Source organism: Cohnella mopanensis, from assembly GCF_022352055.1.
Lineage (GTDB): Bacteria > Bacillota > Bacilli > Paenibacillales > Paenibacillaceae > Cohnella > Cohnella mopanensis.
This window is the reverse complement of the sequence record NZ_JAKRWM010000024.1, coordinates 1-17,757: the sequence shown is the minus strand read 5'-3', so window position 1 is coordinate 17,757 and position 17,757 is coordinate 1. Positions and strand designations below refer to the sequence as shown.

Genomic DNA, 17,757 nt, shown 5'->3' with positions numbered 1-17,757 from the left:
TATTTAGACGAAGTTTCTCTTCCCAGAGGAACTTCGTCTTTTTGCTTCGCCCATAATGACCCCACACCTAACATTCTATTTTAAGCCTCGAAATGCAAATATCCCCTGATCTCCCATAAACTCAGACGCTGAAAAATCCCTCGCGATGCAAACAATACCTTTACTTTTCACGCGGGAGGTATCTTCATCGAATGTATGCGTTTAATATGTGCAAGCGAATCCAATGGATCGGCTTGATTTTCATCTTTACGCTAACGCTAACAGGATGCGCTTCTGAAGGTAGTCCACTCAATCACGCGAAATCCTCTGCTCAGAAGAATGGCCAAAAGAGCATTACAGAAAATAACGCGCGCAGTTCAAACCATTCAAAAGTTCAGAAGCAAAACCACATAGACGACGATAGCCGACCGGTCACGCTAATGCAACCTACGAAGCCTGTGCGCGCAATCTATGTGACCTCTCATGTCGCTAATAACAGTAAACGCATGAACCAGCTAATCGGGCTTGTGAATCAAACGGAGCTTAACGCGATGGTGTTGGATGTGAACAGCGGAGTGACGTTATCGAATCCAGTGCGCTCGGGGAAAAGCAATCTTCAAGTGAGGCCCGTGTTGTCGAACAAGAAGTCGGCTCTGCGATTTCGCGAGGTCATTAAGCAATTGAAACAAAACAATATATATTTAATCGCTCGTATCGTTACTTTCAAAAATCCGACCGTGGCGAACGCGGTACCCGAGTGGACGATCAAGCGCAAGAATGGTCGGGTATGGACCGATAGGAACGGGACGCCTTGGATCGATCCTTTCCGTCAAGAAGCATGGGAATATCCGCTGGCGCTAGCCGAACTCGCCTCTCAGCTTGGTTTTGACGAAATCCAATACGACTATGTGAGATTTCCGGAAAATGCTTCGAAGGTAGATCGCGAGGTAAGTTATGCCAATGCGCAAGGATGGACGAAGAGCGAAGCCATCGGTAAATTTCTCCATAGGGCGAATCTAAGATCGCATAAATACGGAACGAAGGTGTCCGCTGACGTCTTTGGCATGGTTGGTTCTTCCGAGGATGATATGGGAATCGGACAGAAATGGGATTCCGTAGCCAGAGAAGTGGATGTTATCTCGCCGATGATATATCCCTCGCATTACTCCAATGGGATGTGGGGAATCGATCATCCTGATCTAAGCCCGGGCGCCATCGTTACTAGGGCGTTGAAGGATACGCTCAAACATAATCGCAAGCTAAACGAGAAAGGGATATCTACCGCTAAAGTCCGTCCATGGCTGCAAGGTTTTACGGCAGGATGGGTACATCCGCATCAGAAATACGGGGAAGCGCAAATTCGGGAACAAATCTTAGCCGCCCGCAAAGTGGGTATCCATTCTTACATGATCTGGAATTCGGCGAACCGCTACCCGATTTTCAATGCCTAAGTTGGATACTATTGGATTGGAAAATGCTGATCTGATGCGGGTTCTGCCGATTTCGAATGTGCTTGACAGCCTAAGATGCCTCTGCTAAGATTGACGATAATCAATCGGAGACATTAGCTGGTAAGCAACCGGCATAGGGGGGTAATTAGCTGTGTGGCAAACGAAATTCGCCAAAGAAGGATTAACATTTGATGATGTACTACTCGTTCCCCGTCAATCTTCAACTCTACCACGGGACGTAGATGTCTCAACTGTTCTTAGTCCTTCGGTAAAGCTCAACATACCGTTGATCAGCGCGGGGATGGATACGGTCACGGAATCGGCTTTGGCGATTGCAATCGCCCGTGAGGGTGGAATCGGAATCATTCACAAGAACATGTCCATTGCGCAGCAATCAGAAGAGGTGGATCGCGTTAAGCGTTCCGAGAGCGGAGTTATCACTAACCCTTTCTCATTGACGCCGGAGCATCACGTATACGATGCGGAAGAGCTTATGGGCAAGTACCGGATCTCGGGAGTACCGATCGTTGATAACGAGGGCAAATTAGTCGGTATTCTAACTAACCGCGATTTGCGCTTCGTACACGATTACTCCATTAAAATTAAAGACGTTATGACGCATGAGAAGCTGGTTACGGCTCCAGTCGGAACGACTTTGCAACAAGCGGAAGGCATTCTGCAGCGTCACAAAATAGAAAAATTACCGCTCGTAGATGAGACGAATACGCTTAAAGGCCTCATTACGATCAAGGATATCGAGAAAGCCATTCAATTCCCTAACGCGGCCAAGGACAGCCATGGCAGACTGCTTGTCGGCGCGGCGGTTGGCGTCTCCAAAGATACCTTTGAACGGGCAGAAGCGCTCGTGCAAGCAAGCATAGACGTGCTCGTGGTCGATTCCGCGCACGGACATCACATCGACATTGTGTCGATGGTTCGCAAGCTGCGCGAGAAATACCCGGATCTGACAATCGTTGCGGGTAACGTGGCAACGGGAGAAGCGACTCGCGATCTGATCGAAGCAGGCGCTTCGGTAGTGAAAGTCGGGATCGGACCAGGTTCGATCTGTACGACGCGGATCATCGCAGGTATCGGTGTACCGCAAATTACGGCTATTTACGATTGCGCGACGGTAGCCCGCGAATACAATATTCCGATTATCGCCGATGGCGGAATCAAGTACTCGGGAGAAGTTACTAAGGCGATCGCCGCGGGAGCAAGCTGCGTAATGCTGGGTAGCTTATTCGCGGGTACGGAAGAAAGCCCGGGAGAATCCGAGATTTACCAAGGTCGCCGTTATAAATCTTATCGCGGCATGGGTTCTATCGGAGCTATGAAAGAAGGCAGCAAGGACCGTTACTTCCAAGAGAACGAGAGCAAGCTCGTTCCGGAAGGGATCGAAGGCCGGGTTGCATACAAAGGGCCGTTGAAGGATACGATTCATCAATTGCTCGGCGGACTTCGCTCGGGTATGGGCTATTGCGGTACCAAATCGATCGAAGAGTTGAAGAACGATACGCAATTCGTTCGGATTACGGGAGCCGGCTTGCGTGAGAGCCATCCGCATGACGTACAAATCACGAAAGAAGCACCTAACTATTCCTTTTAAATCCTGCTTGGGTTAGAGCGTATAGAGGAGCCGAGGGACAGGAAATAATCTGGCCTCGGCTTTTTCCTTTGAGTAGTCGTATGTTACAATAAGACGGAAGTATTTTATCGGAAAAGGGGAGAATGTGTTGAATCGCCATCATCTATTGTCATTGCCTAAAGTGTTCTTAACGAAGCGGTTCGTTGCCGTCCTCGTTCTTATTAATCTATTGTTCATGATCGGATTGTCTTCTATTGCTTCAGCAGCGGACGAAGTTCCAGGTGCTCCCCAATTGGATGCCAAGTCCGCGATCCTGATGGATGCGGAAACGGGTCAAATTTTGTATCAAAGTAATGCGGACGTAGCTGCTCCACCGGCGAGTATGTCGAAAATGATGACGGAATATTTGGTTTCTAAAGCCGTAAAACAAGGCAAACTATCGTGGGATGAGAAGGTCACGGTCGGCGAGAATGCGGCGAAACAGATCGGCAGCCGGATTCTTTTGGCCCAAGGTGACCAACACACGATTAGAGATCTATATATTGCGATGGCAGTGTACTCGGCTAATGACGCGACGGTTCAACTTGCGGAAGAGGTGGCAGGGTCAGAGGAAGCTTTCGTCAAGTTGATGAACGAAACCGCGGTCGAGCTTGGAATGACCAATTCCCACTTTATCAATTCGACCGGCCTTGATCGTGCGGATATGCCGGAGAAATACCGTCCGACCTCTGTCGACGGCGAAACGATGATGTCAGCGAAGGATTCGGCGACGCTGGCTTACACAATTCTGAAAGAAGATCCGGAATTTCTGGAAACTTCAAAAATTCAAGAAAAAAAGTTCCGTGAACGCGACAAGGCGCCTATGAAAAACTGGAACTGGATGCTCGGTTCCAATAAGAATAATCCTACTCTTCGCAAATTCGCCTATGAAGGTGTTGACGGCTTAAAAACGGGACACACCAGTAGCGCTGGAAACTGTTTTACAGGTACAGCATTACAAAATGGCACTCGCCTCATCGCAGTCGTTATGGGTGTACCGGGCGGCGTGAATGACGGCAAACGATTCTTGGAGACGGCTAAGCTGTTCAATTACGGCTTCAAGGGCTTCGAGAAAAAGACGGTTGTGCAAGCCAAATCGGTCATACCGGAACACGAAACACTGAAAGTTAAGAAGGGAAAAGCAACGAAGTTACCGGTCGTAACGGCAACGGATATTACAGTGCTTGTTCCTAAAGGCCAAACCGTTGAGCCCGTTGTTCAAGAAGTGAAGAGTAATCTGGACCCGCTCGTAGCGCCAATCAAGCTTGGCGATAAGGTGGGGACGGCCACTTACAAATACAAGGATCCATCTACGAATGAAGAAAAATTAGTTCAGATCGATCTCATTGCTTCTGAAGAAGTGAATAAGGCTAGCTGGTGGAGATTAATGTTCCGCGCGATCGGTAATTTCTTCTCCGGACTGTTTCAAGGAATTGTAGATCTTTTCTAAATTCCGACTTAAATGGTTGCCTATTGCACATTCTTCATGTAAAATTTATTTTTAGAATCTTCGGGAGGCATAAATAATGGAAACAGGTACTTCGAGAGTTAAACGCGGCATGGCCGAAATGCAAAAAGGCGGCGTCATCATGGACGTTATGAGCGCCGAACAAGCAAAAATCGCTGAAGCTGCCGGCGCAACGGCAGTCATGGCATTGGAAAGAGTCCCTTCTGACATTCGCGCAGCTGGCGGCGTAGCCCGTATGGCTAACCCTGAGCTTGTAGAAGACGTTATGAAGGTTGTAAGTATCCCTGTAATGGCTAAAGCACGCATCGGCCACTACGTAGAAGCGAAAGTATTGGAATCCCTCGGCGTCGACTATATCGACGAGAGCGAAGTGCTTACTCCGGCGGACGAAGTGTACCACATCGACAAATCCTTGTTTACGATCCCGTTCGTTTGCGGAGCTAAAGACTTGGGAGAGGCGCTACGCCGGATCCAAGAAGGAGCATCCATGCTTCGTACGAAAGGCGAGCCTGGAACGGGCAATATCGTAGAAGCGGTTCGTCATATGCGCATCATTACGGGCCAAGTTCGTAGAATTCAGAATTTGTCCAAAGATGAGCTGTTCCATGAAGCTAAAGTTCTCGGCGTGAATTACGACTTGTTGCTTAACGTACACACTTCCGGTCGTTTGCCGGTCGTTAACTTCGCTGCAGGCGGAGTTGCAACACCTTCCGATGCTGCATTGATGATGCATCTGGGCGCGGACGGCGTATTCGTCGGATCCGGAATTTTCAAATCCGATAACCCTGAGAAATTCGCGCGCGCGATTGTCGAAGCGACAACGCATTACGAGGACTATGCTTTGATCGCACGCGTATCCAAAGATCTGGGCGAAGCGATGAAGGGGATCGACATCTCCAAGCTGCATTCTTCCGAGCGTATGCAAGATCGCGGACTTTAATCACATCGAGGCTTAAGCACAAGCTCCCATGGGAGTAGGAATTAGGTGCTTAGCTTAGCCGATCCAATCTTTTTGCAGGTCACACGCGATTAACCATTGAGCGGCTTCCATTCGGCATAAGACAGCGCCGAAGGAAGCCGCTTGAGATATTTATACTCGTACGGGGAAGAAGGAACGAAGAATGATCATCGGAGTATTGGCGTTGCAAGGGGCAGTCGCCGAACACATTCGCTCCATTGAGCTTGCCGGCGGACAAGGCGTCGCTGTGAAGAAGGTCGAGCAACTGGCGGAAATCGACGGCTTGATTATTCCGGGCGGCGAGAGTACGACCATTGGCAAGTTAATGCGCAAATACGAATTTATCGACGCGATCCGAGAGTATGCGGGCAAAGGAAACCCCGTATTCGGAACTTGCGCGGGATTGATCGTATTAGCCGAGCGCCTCGAAGGAGCGGAGGAACCGCACTTGCGATTAATGGATATGACTGTCGCGCGCAATGCGTTCGGACGGCAACGCGAGAGCTTCGAGACGGACCTGGACGTTAAGGGGATAGATACTCCATTAAGAGCGGTGTTCATTCGCGCGCCTTTGATTAAAGAAGTTGGAGCAAGCGTGGAAGTGCTATCGGTGTATCAAGGGGAGATCGTGACGGCGAGACAAGGCAATCTACTGGCCTCCTCCTATCATCCCGAATTAACCGATGACTATAGACTGCACGAACTGTTCATTCGTATGGCCCAAGAAAGGGGACAAACCCATGTTGGACGTTAAACTGCTCCGCAATGATTATGATAAAGTGGCTCAAGCGCTTAAACATCGCAACGCATCGTTGGATTTAATCGCGGCTTTTCCTCAACTTGATGTCAGCCGACGCGAGAAGCTTACCGAGAGCGAGCAGCTCAAGAATCGCCGGAACGTCGTATCGCAAGACGTTGCCAAGCTTAAGAAGAGCGGCGAGAACGCGGATGATCTGATCGCAGAGATGCGGAACGTGAACGACCGAATCAAACAATTGGACGATGAAGTGCGCGAGATCGAAGCGGAGATGGATACGCTGTTGTTGTCCATTCCTAACGTACCGCATGAGAGCGTTCCGGTAGGTGCTTCGGAAGAAGATAACGTCATCTTGCGCAATGTAGGAGAGCCAACGAAATTCGATTACGATGCTAAACCGCACTGGGAAATCGGTACGGAGTTAGGAATTCTGGATTTCGAAGCGGCTGCAAAGGTTACGGGATCACGGTTTGTTTTCTACAAAGGATTGGGTGCCCGACTTGAGCGTGCCCTGATCAATTTCATGATGGATCTTCATTCGGACAAGCATGGTTACGAAGAGATTTTGCCGCCGTACATCGTTAATCGGGACAGCTTAATCGGTACGTCCCAGCTTCCGAAGTTCGCGGAAGATCTGTTCAAGATCGAAGGAACGGATTATTTCCTGATTCCGACGGCGGAAGTCCCGGTCACCAACTTTCATCGTGAAGAAATCCTGGCATCCGACGCGCTCCCTAAAGCTTTCGTGGCGTTCAGCGGTTGTTTCCGCTCCGAAGCCGGAGCTTCCGGACGGGATACGCGCGGATTAATTCGCCAGCATCAGTTCAACAAGGTGGAGCTTGTACAATTAGTCGCACCGGACAAGTCTTATGAAGTGTTGGAACAATTGACCGGCCATGCGGAACGAGTGCTTCAATTGCTCGAATTGCCGTATCGGGTGCTCTCGCTCTGCACGGGGGATATCGGCTTCGGATCGGCGAAAACGTATGATCTGGAAGTATGGCTGCCAAGCGCCGGAACTTACCGGGAAATTTCTTCTTGCACGAACTTCGAGGACTTCCAGGCACGTAGAGCGGGCATTCGTTATCGTCCGGAGAACGGCGCGAAGCCGGAATTCGTGCATACGTTAAATGGCTCGGGTCTGGCACTTGGCCGTACCGTTGCTGCGATTATCGAGAATTACCAGCAAGCGGACGGAACGATTAAAGTTCCGGAAGTATTGAAACCCTATATGGGCGGAATCGAGTTTATTGCTCCGCGCAGGGGTTGAAGTCTCCCTATCAGATGTGATATGATAACTGGGCAGTATCGGTCGAACCTTCACGGGTAAGTCGTCTGCCAGTCGTGGAGAGGTACCGAAGCGGTCATAACGGGGCGGTCTTGAAAACCGTTAGGGTGCAAGCCCACGTGGGTTCGAATCCCACCCTCTCCGCCATAACTTTATCCATTTAACCGATCCTGAACCTAGGGTCGGTTTTTTAATGTTCATAAGGAAACTGTTCCGAATAAGAAAATGACATTGGGTCAACCTAACGGGGTGGAGGTGATCATGATGTCCAGCAACGACGAACTGACCGTTCCGCAAGAGGATCTTGCTGAAGCTTGGCAGCATACGCTGCCGGAACGATTGAACGATGGCGACCAAGCGGAAGTCATTGCGGATGCGATAGACACAGGAAAGCTACATGTTCATATTAGGACCGCGGGGCGTCAGATGTTCGAGTTTGATTTTGCGGTTAAGTACGTGGATAGCCGAGAGATCGATATTCAGTTGACCGATGTGGAGAAGGACGGACAGACGGTAGATGAACGAAACGATGTCATTCAAGAGCTGATCGGGGACTATCGTCGCCATCTGCACGAGACCGCGCAAGCGTTGCATCATTTTACCCATTAGGGGGCGATCAGGTGTCGGATTCCAACGGATTAGTGGACAAAAATCTTAGTAATGTGGTGGAGGAACTGGCTCAGGAACCCGTTAATTCTCATCAGGCACAGCAAATCCAGCAGGACAAGAACGATCGACGCCATCAAGATGCGCTCAATCATGACGACTCGACGGATCTCCAGCATTTCAAATCTTAAGGGGGCTATCAAGGCATGAGCAAGCCTAAGTCGCAGCCGGTTCCACGGCCCGAAGAGCATAGTTCACGTCATTCGACGGTTGATCAGCAGCCGGTTGAACCTCTATCGGGATCAAAGAAAGTTAAGAATCGCAGCCATACGCGGCATAATAATGCTGAAGGTTAAGGAATTCCCGGCGAAAAGCCGGGATTTTTTACGTCTACATAACAGATATTGCCGTTCCGGTCGGTTTACCCCAAGTATGTACATTGGTATAATGAAAGAATACTCATAAAGGAGGACTTGTTCATGACCGATGCAAAAACTCTAGCACCACCCGGCAAACCTACCTCGATTCGCCATCACAAGCAAACCCCCTTGGAAATTGTAAGAAGAGTCTTTCTCATCATCGTAGGAGCCATCCTCGTTGGTGTGGCTCTGGAAATTTTCCTCGTAAACAACTCTATCATCGATGGCGGCATAACAGGCATTTCCATTATGTCCTCATACTTATCGGGCCTTCCGATCGGTATCTTCCTATTCATCCTCAACCTTCCCTTTCTCATTCTAGGTTACCGAACCATAGGCAAGACCTTCGCGTTATCTACTCTTCTCGGCGTTATCGTCCTTTCCATATCTACAACCTTGTTACATCCGATAGAACCGTTTACCGACGATATCTTTCTAGCTGCCGTGTTCGGAGGAATCTTCCTAGGCGCGGGGACGGGGATTGTCATCCGTGCTGGGGGCTCCTTGGATGGTACGGAGATCGTCGCGATTATCTTGAACCGCAAATCACCTTTTTCGGTCGGCCAGACCGTCATGTTCATCAACCTATTCATTCTAGGAAGCGCCGGTTTCGTCTACTCATGGGATCGCGCGATGTTCTCCATGATTGCTTACTACATTGCCTTTAAGGTGATCGATCTGACGATCGAAGGTTTCGACGAGTCGAAGTCCTGTTGGATCATCAGCGACCATCACAAGGATATCGGAGATGCGATTACTGCGCGTCTAGGTCGGGGAGTCACGTTGCTTCATGGCGAAGGCGGTTATACAGGGGATCAGAAAAAAGTGATTTTCTGCGTCATTACTCGTTTGGAAGAAGCGAAGCTTAAGTCGATCGTGAACGAGCTTGATCCAGCGGCTTTCTTGGCAGTAGGCAATATTCACGATGTCAAGGGTGGAAGATTCAAGAAAAAAGACATTCATTAGCATCTATTGCGGCGATTTACTGAATTTAACAAAATTTAAACACGGAAACTCTTTTCGCAACTGCGGAATTAAGATACAATGTAATTTGTTTGATTTAACATAGTTAGAAAAATTGGAAGGGGTTTTTCCATCTTGTTTAAGAGTAAATTAGGATTTGCTATCCTAGCCATCATGCTTACTTTTGTTCTCGTTCTCAGCGGCTGTACGAAAGATAAGTCACCTAAAGACGCGCTCCAATCGTCCATGTCGAAATCATCGGATATTAAATCCTACAATTTGAAGGGAAGTATGAAGTTCGAGGACTTCGATTTCCCGGATGACACAATGAGCGCAAGCGAAGCTGCTGCCATGATCAACATGCTGAAGAGCGCCGAGCTTTCCTGGACGGGTGCTTATCGTGCGGATCCAATGCTGATGGAAATGAACTTGCAGCTTGCATTGAAAGGTGATCTTGCGGTTACTTTCAATGTTCCTGTAGTTATGACGGAGAAGAAGGTTTGGGTAAAAATCCCGAACATCCCAATGCTTCCGATTCCGGAAGACGTAGTGGGTAAATTCATCGAGCTTGACTTGGAAGAGCTTGCGAAACAATCCGGCGAAGCGGTTCCTAACATGGATATCGCCAAATCCCAGAAGTTCTCTAAAGAAGCATCGGAAATCGTGTTCAAGCACATTGAAGCAGATAAGTATCTGTCTGACATTAAAGTGAAAGACGCGGGATTGCCTTCCGATGTGGACGTGAAACAAGTCGTTCAATTCCACATGGACCAAACTCAGATCGAACCGCTTCTTAATACGATTATCGAGAAAATCGCTCCTGAAATTATCGATCTCTTGTCCAAAAACCAAGAATACCGCGATATGTTCCAACTGAAACAGGAAGATCTCGACAACGCTAAGAAACAATTGAGCGAAGTGAAAGACGGAGATCTCTCCAAAGGCTTGGCAGATATGAAGAAAGAGCTTAAGTTGTTCGATCTGACGGCCAAAATCGGTATCGACAAAAAAGAATATCCGGTATACACGGATGCAACGCTCAAAGCTAAGATTGAATCCGAAGATCTGACGGGTAGCGTGGGCATTAAGATCGTTTCCCAGAACACGGGAATCAACGAAGAGCCGAAGTTTGAAATCGGCGAGCCGAAAGGCGATAACGTCATCACGATGGAACAACTGCAAGAGAAAATGGGCGGATTGTTCGGTGACGTAGGAACCGGCTTGTAAGATACAGATTGCGGAATGTAATCGAATCATATCGAACCCTCGCCGTTGGCGGGGGTTTTTGTTTGAATGGCCATATCCCTATTTCAACCACTTGGCAGGGGGAGCATAACCGAATGTTGAATAGTTGTGTTTGGGAGGAAGAGGGATGTTATACCTCATTGTAGGATTTATACTATTCATATTGGTACTGGGGGCTTTCAAGTCCGGTAACTCGGGCTGCGGGTGTCTCATACTAATCCTTATTTTATTATTTGTGCTTTGGAGGACCGGACAGCTGGCTAATGCTTGGAATCTTGTCAGGCTGGCGTTCTATTACTTCAAAGATTGGGTATCCGATACTGTGTTCGGCTGAGGGTACGGATAGTCGTCGAAGGTTTTTCTTTATTTAGCCCCTTGAATAAGAACGTTCGTTCCTGTTAAAATAAGAACAGGCGTTCCTATATCGGAGGGGTTTTTGTATGCAGGGTGGAGCTCAGTCGCCAGCTATTGAACGGTGTATCGGTCATAAAGTCGATCTCATTTACGTGGACACTAGCGGCAAGTTCACGCAGCGACGCGTGAATTTGTTCGCCGTCAGGGACGGTAAGGCACGCGTATATGACGTCCAGAAGCGCGGATTTCGTACGCTTGTTGTCGACCGGATTCTGGCGGTTCAAACTGTAAAAACAACTTAGACGGAATATATCAGAAACAAGGTTAACGGTTGATTAGCTGAGTGGTGAACAAAGGGAGCCCTCTAATTGAATTAGGGGCTCTCTTTGTTGCATCCATTTATAAAATCTCGCAGCAAAATGGGGGTGAAAAAAGTTCATCCTCCTTCAATAAATAGAACGAGACTATACTGTGGATAAATGGATGAAATCAAAGTGAAAGCGTATGTTTTGTTCTGCTTTTCATCCGCAAAAGGAGCTGAAAAAATGGTTAAGAAAAGTCTGGCATTCCTGCTCACGATCGCTGCCGCCTTTATGCTGATCAGTTCGATCGTCGTGGCGGAATCGCCGAACGACGGGCCTCAAACGTGGAAGGTTGCGGTCGGCAAAGGGAATGATGCGGCTGGGACGTCAATCGATACGTTTTTCCCGGGGACCACATACATTCACGAAGGGGATACGGTCATCTTCTCGAACGGGGGCAACTACCCGCATACCGTTACATTTCTAGGGGATAAATCGCTCGGAGACGTTTTTTCCGATCCGAGCTTTAGTGTCGCTGCACCTTCCTCGCCGAGCGGAGGCAAGTATGACGGGAAGTATTTAAGCTCCGGATTTCTCTTTCCGGGGGCGCCGATGACGTACGAAATCACTTTCCCGACGGCTGGTGCGTATTCTTACTTATGCTTGATCCATTCTTTCATGAAAGGCACGATCGTCGTTCTTCCGAAAGGGGCGAAGATCCCGACGCAGGCGGAACAGGCCGCTGCAGCCAAGCTGGAAGAGAGCGGCTTGCAGTCGGTGTCCGCTATCGTTCCCCATGATGCCCTCTATACCGCGAACAAAGATGGCAGCCTGACTTATAACGTAGATTTGTCTACCGCGCAGTCGAGCATGAACATCATGAGGATGAATCCCGAAGTCGTTGTCGTGAGCGAAGGCGATTCGGTGACATGGACGAATCTGAACCCATACGAGCCTCATATGGTTACGTTTAACGCACCCAAAGGCGTGCAAGTAATGAACGATGATGGAGTAAATCCCGACTATATGGGACCGGTTGGTTCCTCCGTATTCGACGGCAAAGGCGTTCGGCACTCCGGCATCCTGATGCAAAATCAGACCTTCACGCTTAAGTTCACGAAAAAAGGAACTTATGCTTACGATTGCTTCATGCACTCGTTCATGATGATGAAAGGCACCGTCATCGTCGTTCCGAAGTCGGCCGTCAAGCTGACGGCGAACGGCAAAGCCGTCGCCGATGCAGCGAAGGCGCAATGGAGCAACGGAACTTTGATCGTTGCCGCGGATTCCTTCGCTAATGCGCTTGGAGGCAAAGCGGCATGGGATGCGAAGGCGAAAGCTTGGGAGGTTACCGCGAACGGAAAAACGGTCAAAACGGCGGGAATAACCGTCAAAGGCGTCGTTTACGCATCGGCCGAAGCGATTGTGCGCGGTCTCGGCGGAACGTATTCTTGGAACGAAGTAACGAAGACCTTCTCGACATCGGTCGGTAAAGTCGAGGCGACCCCGGCGCCTGCTCCCGCGAGCTCGATGGGCGATATGACTCACTAGGAGAGAGGCGCATGGCGAGACAACAAGGGCTCCGGCTAGCCTTACGGTCGATTTTGCTCGCGGCGATCCTTCTGGCGTTTATGTTCGACAGGCCAACCGCCAATGCCGCAAACGAAGCGCAGCCCGTCAAAAAATTTCATTTGTACGCAACTGACGGCTACGTGACGCTTCCTGACGGTAAATCGATATACGTATGGGGCTACAGTCTCGCGGACGAACCGGGAACGGCGGTGTTCCCGGCGCCGCCCATCGAGGCGAACGAAGGGGATGCCGTCGAGATCACGTTAACCAATATCGGGCCGAAGAAATCGGGAATTAAACGTCTCGCCCATACGATCCATTTTCACGGCCTGGATACCGATCAAGCGAACGATGGCGTTCCGCATACCTCGCAAGCTATACAAGTAGGTGAAAGTTTTACTTATAAGTTTACGGCGAGCCATGCGGGCACTTACTTTTACCATTGCCACGTAGATACCGTCGAGCATCTGCAGATGGGCATGTACGGTGCTTTCGTCGTCAAGGCTAAGGGCGGCGCGAATCAAGCATGGACCGGCGGCCCGGTCTACGATAAGGACTACGTGTTCCTGCTGAACGAAATCGATCCGGTCTGGCATCAGGCGGTGGAAGAGGGCAAAGCGTACGATCGAACGAACTACCAGCCGCGTTACTGGACGATCAACGGCAAAGCCTATCCCGATACGGAGGAGGACCCGACCGCGTCGATATCTGGGGAAGTTGGCGAGAAGGTTCTGATTCGCATGATCAATGCGGGTTATCAATCTCACAGCTTCCATATGCACGGCTATCATTTTCAAGTGATCGCCTCGGACGGAAGACCGCTTCCGGAGCCGTTAACGAAAGACACGATTCTAATTGGACCGGGCGAAAGATACGATCTGCTCGTCACCTTCGATCAGGCGGGAAGTTTTCCGTTTCATAGCCATAATATCGTCGATAATACGAACGACGGCGCTTATCCCGGCGGCTTGCACACAATGATCGATGTCACGGATCCATCTTCCGAAGCATCCCCAAGCATGACAATGACCTTGCGCTTCAAGCTGGGAAGCACGTCGGTTGTCGTCAACGGAAAGACGGTCGCTATGAAGGCAGCGCCGATCACGATCGGGGGGACGACGTACGTGCCGCCGGACTTCCTTGCCGAGCAACTCGGTGCCACGGTGGCGTGGAACGCGGGCAAGAAAGTCGTGACGCTCACGAAAGCACGGATGACGCTTCGATTAGCGGAGAACGATGCCCAAGCGAGTATCGACGGTCGGCTTGTCTTCCTTCCAGCCGCGCCAAAGAAAATCAAAGGAGCATTAATGGTTCCACTCCGCTTCGTATCGGAGACGTTTGGCGCTACGATGCTGTTTGATAGAGGGAAAGGCGAGATCGTCGTGACGGGAACGATGAAGATCGGATCATCCGAAGCTGGGCATGAGCATGGGACGAATTCTTCTGGGACCGATCCGATCGCCACGCCTATTACGAAGCAGCCTGGTGAAGCAGACGGCAACCCTAACTCTCTGACCCTTCTTATCGACAAAGCGGCCTTCATGCCGAAGAAGCTCACGATCCGTAAAGGTCAAACGGTCACGTGGATCAATCGGGATTCCATGTCGCATACCGTTTACGATTTAGGCGATTCGTTTTCTAGCCGCGACTTGCCGCCCAACCAGAGCTACTCGCATCTTTTCGATCAAACGGGTACCTACACGTATTACTGCTCTATTCATCCGAGCATGGTAGCCGAGATTGAGGTCGTGGAATAGCCGGGCAACAAAAAACAGTTCCTTTCCAATTACGGATAAGGAACTGTTTTTTGTTGCCGGATATCGGATGAGGGTTCCGCGGTTTGCGCTGCCGGATTCCAGTGCCAACCTTTAATGCCGATCCAGATGATGCCGGCGCAGAAGAAATAAATGCACTTTTCATCCATCGGCGGGGCCAACGCTCCGGCAACCGCCGCAAGAAACATCAAACCCGCCCATTTCGCGACCTTGCCCGAACGCAGAATCGCGATGCCATATAAGAGCATTCCCACGTTTAGCACGATAAAGGTGCTGGCCATCCCTTGATAAAGCGGAAATAGAGGAATGGCAGATTCGACGATGTTGGGAGGGGTGAGTTCACCATATACAGGACTGACGAATGCGACGGCCCAATTCAAGCCACAAGACAAAATGTAACCGACGGTTAGGACGATGAAGCTGAACAGCCCGAACTTTCCAAGGTGTTCGGCTTGCACGATGTAGGAGCTAATCACTCCAAGAAAAACGATGCACATCGCGACTGCTTCAAGGATGTTAGTCGCGATCGGCTCGGGATCAAAATATTCGTAAGTGATGCCGCCGATAAGCACGAGCGAACCTAGAATGCCGACGATCGTGAAGGTGCGAATGATTTGAGGCAAAGTCATTGCTCCTCACTTCTCCTTATGGCGATTTAAACGGTTGGGATATACAATAAAGGTAATTTATACATTTAATTCGATCATACTGGAAAATACCGGGGGGCGTCCAATGTTATTTCGTTTCGTCGAATTCGCGGTTCTCGCGTATTCCGCCGCCATGTTATGGAGAAGACGTAAGTTCGATCAGAAATTAGTGACCCACTGGATGAGCGCCTGTCTATTCTTGATCGGACTGCAGCGTCTCGCGAACGGGATCCAGCTCTATGCGTTGCCAGATTTGAAAGCCGGCGCGACTCCGTCCGTACTCGTGGATACGGTGCAGCTATTTGTCTTCTTTTCCTACTACGCGTTCGTGTTTCTTTTTCCCTACACCGTGCTGATGGGCGGCATCGCTTTTTCCGATTTGTACGCACGCGCCTTCGGAGTGATCCTCATCTCGTTTTACTTTCAGACTTACCCTTCCCTCTACCATGAATTCAATTGGTTCTGGCCGTACGTCTTCGGCTGCGCCGTGTTCGGAATCGTCTTCATCGGACTGCTATTCCGGAGCGGCAACGATACCCGCGTCCGGGTCAATTACGCGAGATCGTTGATTATTTCTTCCGCGGCGTTGTTGATCATGTTCCTCTTCTTCTATGCCAACGCGAAAACGCGCGATGCCACGATCGAACAGCCTGCGATGGAAAGCGGTTTTCTCGAAATACATACGCCCGATCAATATTTTAATGCCATCGCCTTTGTGATGATTATTGTATTCGGCTACTTTGCTTTCAAGTACGGCATGTTCGGAATCAAGCTGCACAACGAAAAAAAACGGCTCGAAAGTTCGATGACCGCGATCAAATCCGGAACGGCCATCTTGAACCATACGATCAAGAACGAGCTGGATAAGTTGAATTATATCGAAGATAGAATCAGGTCCCATCTTCAGACGAACAATACCGGACGCATCGAAGAGCTCCTCGACCATATTCCGCAAGTTACCGGGCATTTGCAGCAGATGGTCCAGAGAATACAGGATAAAACCGGAGATATTTCACTCGTAAAAACAAGCCGGTCGTTGCACGATATTTTGGAAGCGGCGATGACCCAGCTAGATCCCCACTTGGACCGCAAAAGAATCCATAAAATAACCGAATTCGGCCGAGACGTTACCGTCTTCTGCGATCCGGTTCACTTGCAGGAAGCCTTATTCAACCTGTGCATCAATGCCGTCGACGCGATGAATTCCGACAAAGGGGTTCTGAAGATTAGAATGATCGCTAGCAAAAACGGCGTTACGATCGAAATACACGATAACGGCAGCGGAATTCCGAAGGAATTGCTGTCCAAGGTGTTCGAGCCGTTCTATACGACGAAGAAAAATACGAATCATTTCGGGCTGGGGCTCAGTTATTGCCATTCCGTTATTCGCAAACATTCGGGAACGCTCAAGATCGTTCGTTCGGAAGTTAATAAGGGAACGACAATTGCCTTGGCTTTTCCGAGACAGCATTTCGTGGAAGAGTCTATGGGTTGATTCGCGGCGGGGATAATCGAGAGAGCGTGTTCGCGATCAGCGCAATTTATCGCGGATGCTCTTCAACTGGGTTTTGATCGTGTTCACGGATTTGAACAGCTTCTCGGCGATCTGGGATTTGTTGTAGCCTTGGGCTTTCATCTGATAGACTTCACGTTCCATTGGCGTCAATATCGAGATTTTCAGCTCGGTACGAACGGCATCCGCGACGTCGGCATGAATCGAAGCTTTGCCTTGATCGGCTTCGCGTATAGCGGCTACGAGATTCCCGTAATTCGATTTAGTAATGTAATTGATCGCGCCGTTGCGGAAGCTGTCGATGATGATGTCCGATTGGTGGAGCGAGGTTAGCATAATCACTTTCGTCCGTTCGCTCATGAGCCGGACGATCATTCGAGTCGCTTCTATGCCGTCCAAATTGTTGGCCGTTAAATTAATATCCATTAACACGACATCCGTCGAATGTTGTTGTATGAATTGAAGGGCTTCTTCTTTGCCGGATACGGCGGCCAGTACATCGATGTCCGGCTCTTCGCTAAGCTCATGACGCAATTGATCCTGCCAGAAAAGATCGTCCTCGACGATCAATACGCGAATCATAAGCCACGACTCCTCTCGAATGTACGGGAAATAATCCGGGATTCAGTATTCAATATCCGTAATTTTCCAATAATAACAAGCCCAATATACCATGGCAACATAGGACTGTACACATCTTAATGTGGATCAGTATAATGTTGTGCTTCCAAACAAAAAGAACCGCGCATCAGCACGGTTCTATAACATTTGATAAACTGGCTCGATTCGGAGCCGGCCCGTACACCGCGTCGTCAAAGTAAACGAGAATAGGT

The 17,757-nt window shown here is 49.5% G+C and carries 18 protein-coding genes and 1 tRNA gene; 17 read left to right on the top strand and 2 right to left on the bottom strand.

Annotated features, from left to right (window positions below; all coding sequences use genetic code 11):
- Positions 1-191: 191 nt before the first annotated feature.
- From L3D05_RS24195 to L3D05_RS24120, 16 genes are all read left to right on the top strand, one after another.
- Positions 192-1,430: a putative glycoside hydrolase gene (locus L3D05_RS24195; protein WP_239618953.1), complete on the top strand. Its 1,239-nt coding sequence runs from the start codon at positions 192-194 to the stop codon at positions 1,428-1,430.
- Between the two features lie 151 nt (positions 1,431-1,581).
- Positions 1,582-3,039, top strand: coding sequence for an IMP dehydrogenase (guaB, locus tag L3D05_RS24190; RefSeq protein WP_239618952.1), 1,458 nt, complete (start codon positions 1,582-1,584; stop codon positions 3,037-3,039).
- Positions 3,040-3,166: 127 nt separating this feature from the next.
- Positions 3,167-4,507 (top strand): D-alanyl-D-alanine carboxypeptidase family protein, encoded by a 1,341-nt coding sequence (locus L3D05_RS24185; protein WP_239618951.1) that lies wholly within the window; start codon positions 3,167-3,169, stop codon positions 4,505-4,507.
- Between the two features lie 76 nt (positions 4,508-4,583).
- Positions 4,584-5,465, top strand: coding sequence for a pyridoxal 5'-phosphate synthase lyase subunit PdxS (gene pdxS / locus L3D05_RS24180; protein WP_169282148.1), 882 nt, complete (start codon positions 4,584-4,586; stop codon positions 5,463-5,465).
- A gap of 181 nt (positions 5,466-5,646) precedes the next feature.
- Positions 5,647-6,237, top strand: a complete 591-nt coding sequence (gene pdxT / locus L3D05_RS24175; protein ID WP_239618950.1) for a pyridoxal 5'-phosphate synthase glutaminase subunit PdxT — start codon at positions 5,647-5,649, stop codon at positions 6,235-6,237.
- Positions 6,224-7,510: a serine--tRNA ligase gene (serS, locus tag L3D05_RS24170; protein ID WP_239618949.1), complete on the top strand. Its 1,287-nt coding sequence runs from the start codon at positions 6,224-6,226 to the stop codon at positions 7,508-7,510. The genes pdxT and serS overlap by 14 nt, the downstream gene beginning before the upstream one ends.
- A gap of 76 nt (positions 7,511-7,586) precedes the next feature.
- Positions 7,587-7,675, top strand: a tRNA-Ser gene (locus tag L3D05_RS24165).
- Between the two features lie 117 nt (positions 7,676-7,792).
- Positions 7,793-8,137 carry a hypothetical protein gene (locus tag L3D05_RS24160; RefSeq protein WP_239618954.1) on the top strand — a complete coding sequence of 115 codons (345 nt, stop codon included), beginning with the start codon at positions 7,793-7,795 and terminating at the stop codon, positions 8,135-8,137.
- An 11-nt stretch (positions 8,138-8,148) separates the two neighbouring features.
- Positions 8,149-8,325 (top strand): hypothetical protein, encoded by a 177-nt coding sequence (locus tag L3D05_RS24155; RefSeq protein WP_239618948.1) that lies wholly within the window; start codon positions 8,149-8,151, stop codon positions 8,323-8,325.
- A gap of 15 nt (positions 8,326-8,340) precedes the next feature.
- Positions 8,341-8,490 carry a small acid-soluble spore protein P gene (locus L3D05_RS24150; RefSeq protein ID WP_239618947.1) on the top strand — a complete coding sequence of 50 codons (150 nt, stop codon included), beginning with the start codon at positions 8,341-8,343 and terminating at the stop codon, positions 8,488-8,490.
- Between the two features lie 123 nt (positions 8,491-8,613).
- The gene (locus tag L3D05_RS24145) at positions 8,614-9,519 is read left to right on the top strand and encodes a YitT family protein (protein ID WP_239618946.1); all 906 of its coding nucleotides are present in this window, start codon (positions 8,614-8,616) and stop codon (positions 9,517-9,519) included.
- A gap of 132 nt (positions 9,520-9,651) precedes the next feature.
- Entirely contained in the window at positions 9,652-10,743 is a 1,092-nt protein-coding gene (locus L3D05_RS24140; protein WP_239618945.1) for a hypothetical protein, read from the top strand.
- Between the two features lie 145 nt (positions 10,744-10,888).
- Positions 10,889-11,095, top strand: coding sequence for a hypothetical protein (locus L3D05_RS24135; RefSeq protein WP_239618944.1), 207 nt, complete (start codon positions 10,889-10,891; stop codon positions 11,093-11,095).
- A gap of 106 nt (positions 11,096-11,201) precedes the next feature.
- Complete coding sequence (locus L3D05_RS24130; RefSeq protein ID WP_239618943.1) at positions 11,202-11,417, top strand: hypothetical protein; 216 nt, start codon at positions 11,202-11,204, stop codon at positions 11,415-11,417.
- Positions 11,418-11,660: 243 nt separating this feature from the next.
- Positions 11,661-12,968 carry a cupredoxin domain-containing protein gene (locus L3D05_RS24125; protein ID WP_239618942.1) on the top strand — a complete coding sequence of 436 codons (1,308 nt, stop codon included), beginning with the start codon at positions 11,661-11,663 and terminating at the stop codon, positions 12,966-12,968.
- An 11-nt stretch (positions 12,969-12,979) separates the two neighbouring features.
- Entirely contained in the window at positions 12,980-14,746 is a 1,767-nt protein-coding gene (locus L3D05_RS24120; RefSeq protein WP_239618941.1) for a multicopper oxidase domain-containing protein, read from the top strand.
- A gap of 29 nt (positions 14,747-14,775) precedes the next feature.
- On the opposite strand, the gene L3D05_RS24115 is transcribed toward L3D05_RS24120, so the two are convergent.
- Positions 14,776-15,393 (bottom strand): hypothetical protein, encoded by a 618-nt coding sequence (locus tag L3D05_RS24115; RefSeq protein ID WP_239618940.1) that lies wholly within the window; start codon positions 15,391-15,393, stop codon positions 14,776-14,778.
- 103 nt (positions 15,394-15,496) lie between these two features.
- Here L3D05_RS24115 and L3D05_RS24110 point away from each other — a divergent pair, with 103 nt between their 5' ends.
- Positions 15,497-16,906 carry a sensor histidine kinase gene (locus L3D05_RS24110; protein WP_239618939.1) on the top strand — a complete coding sequence of 470 codons (1,410 nt, stop codon included), beginning with the start codon at positions 15,497-15,499 and terminating at the stop codon, positions 16,904-16,906.
- 36 nt (positions 16,907-16,942) lie between these two features.
- Here the strand turns inward: L3D05_RS24110 and L3D05_RS24105 are convergent, their stop codons facing one another.
- Positions 16,943-17,506, bottom strand: coding sequence for a response regulator transcription factor (locus tag L3D05_RS24105; RefSeq protein ID WP_239618938.1), 564 nt, complete (start codon positions 17,504-17,506; stop codon positions 16,943-16,945).
- Positions 17,507-17,757: the final 251 nt, after the last annotated feature.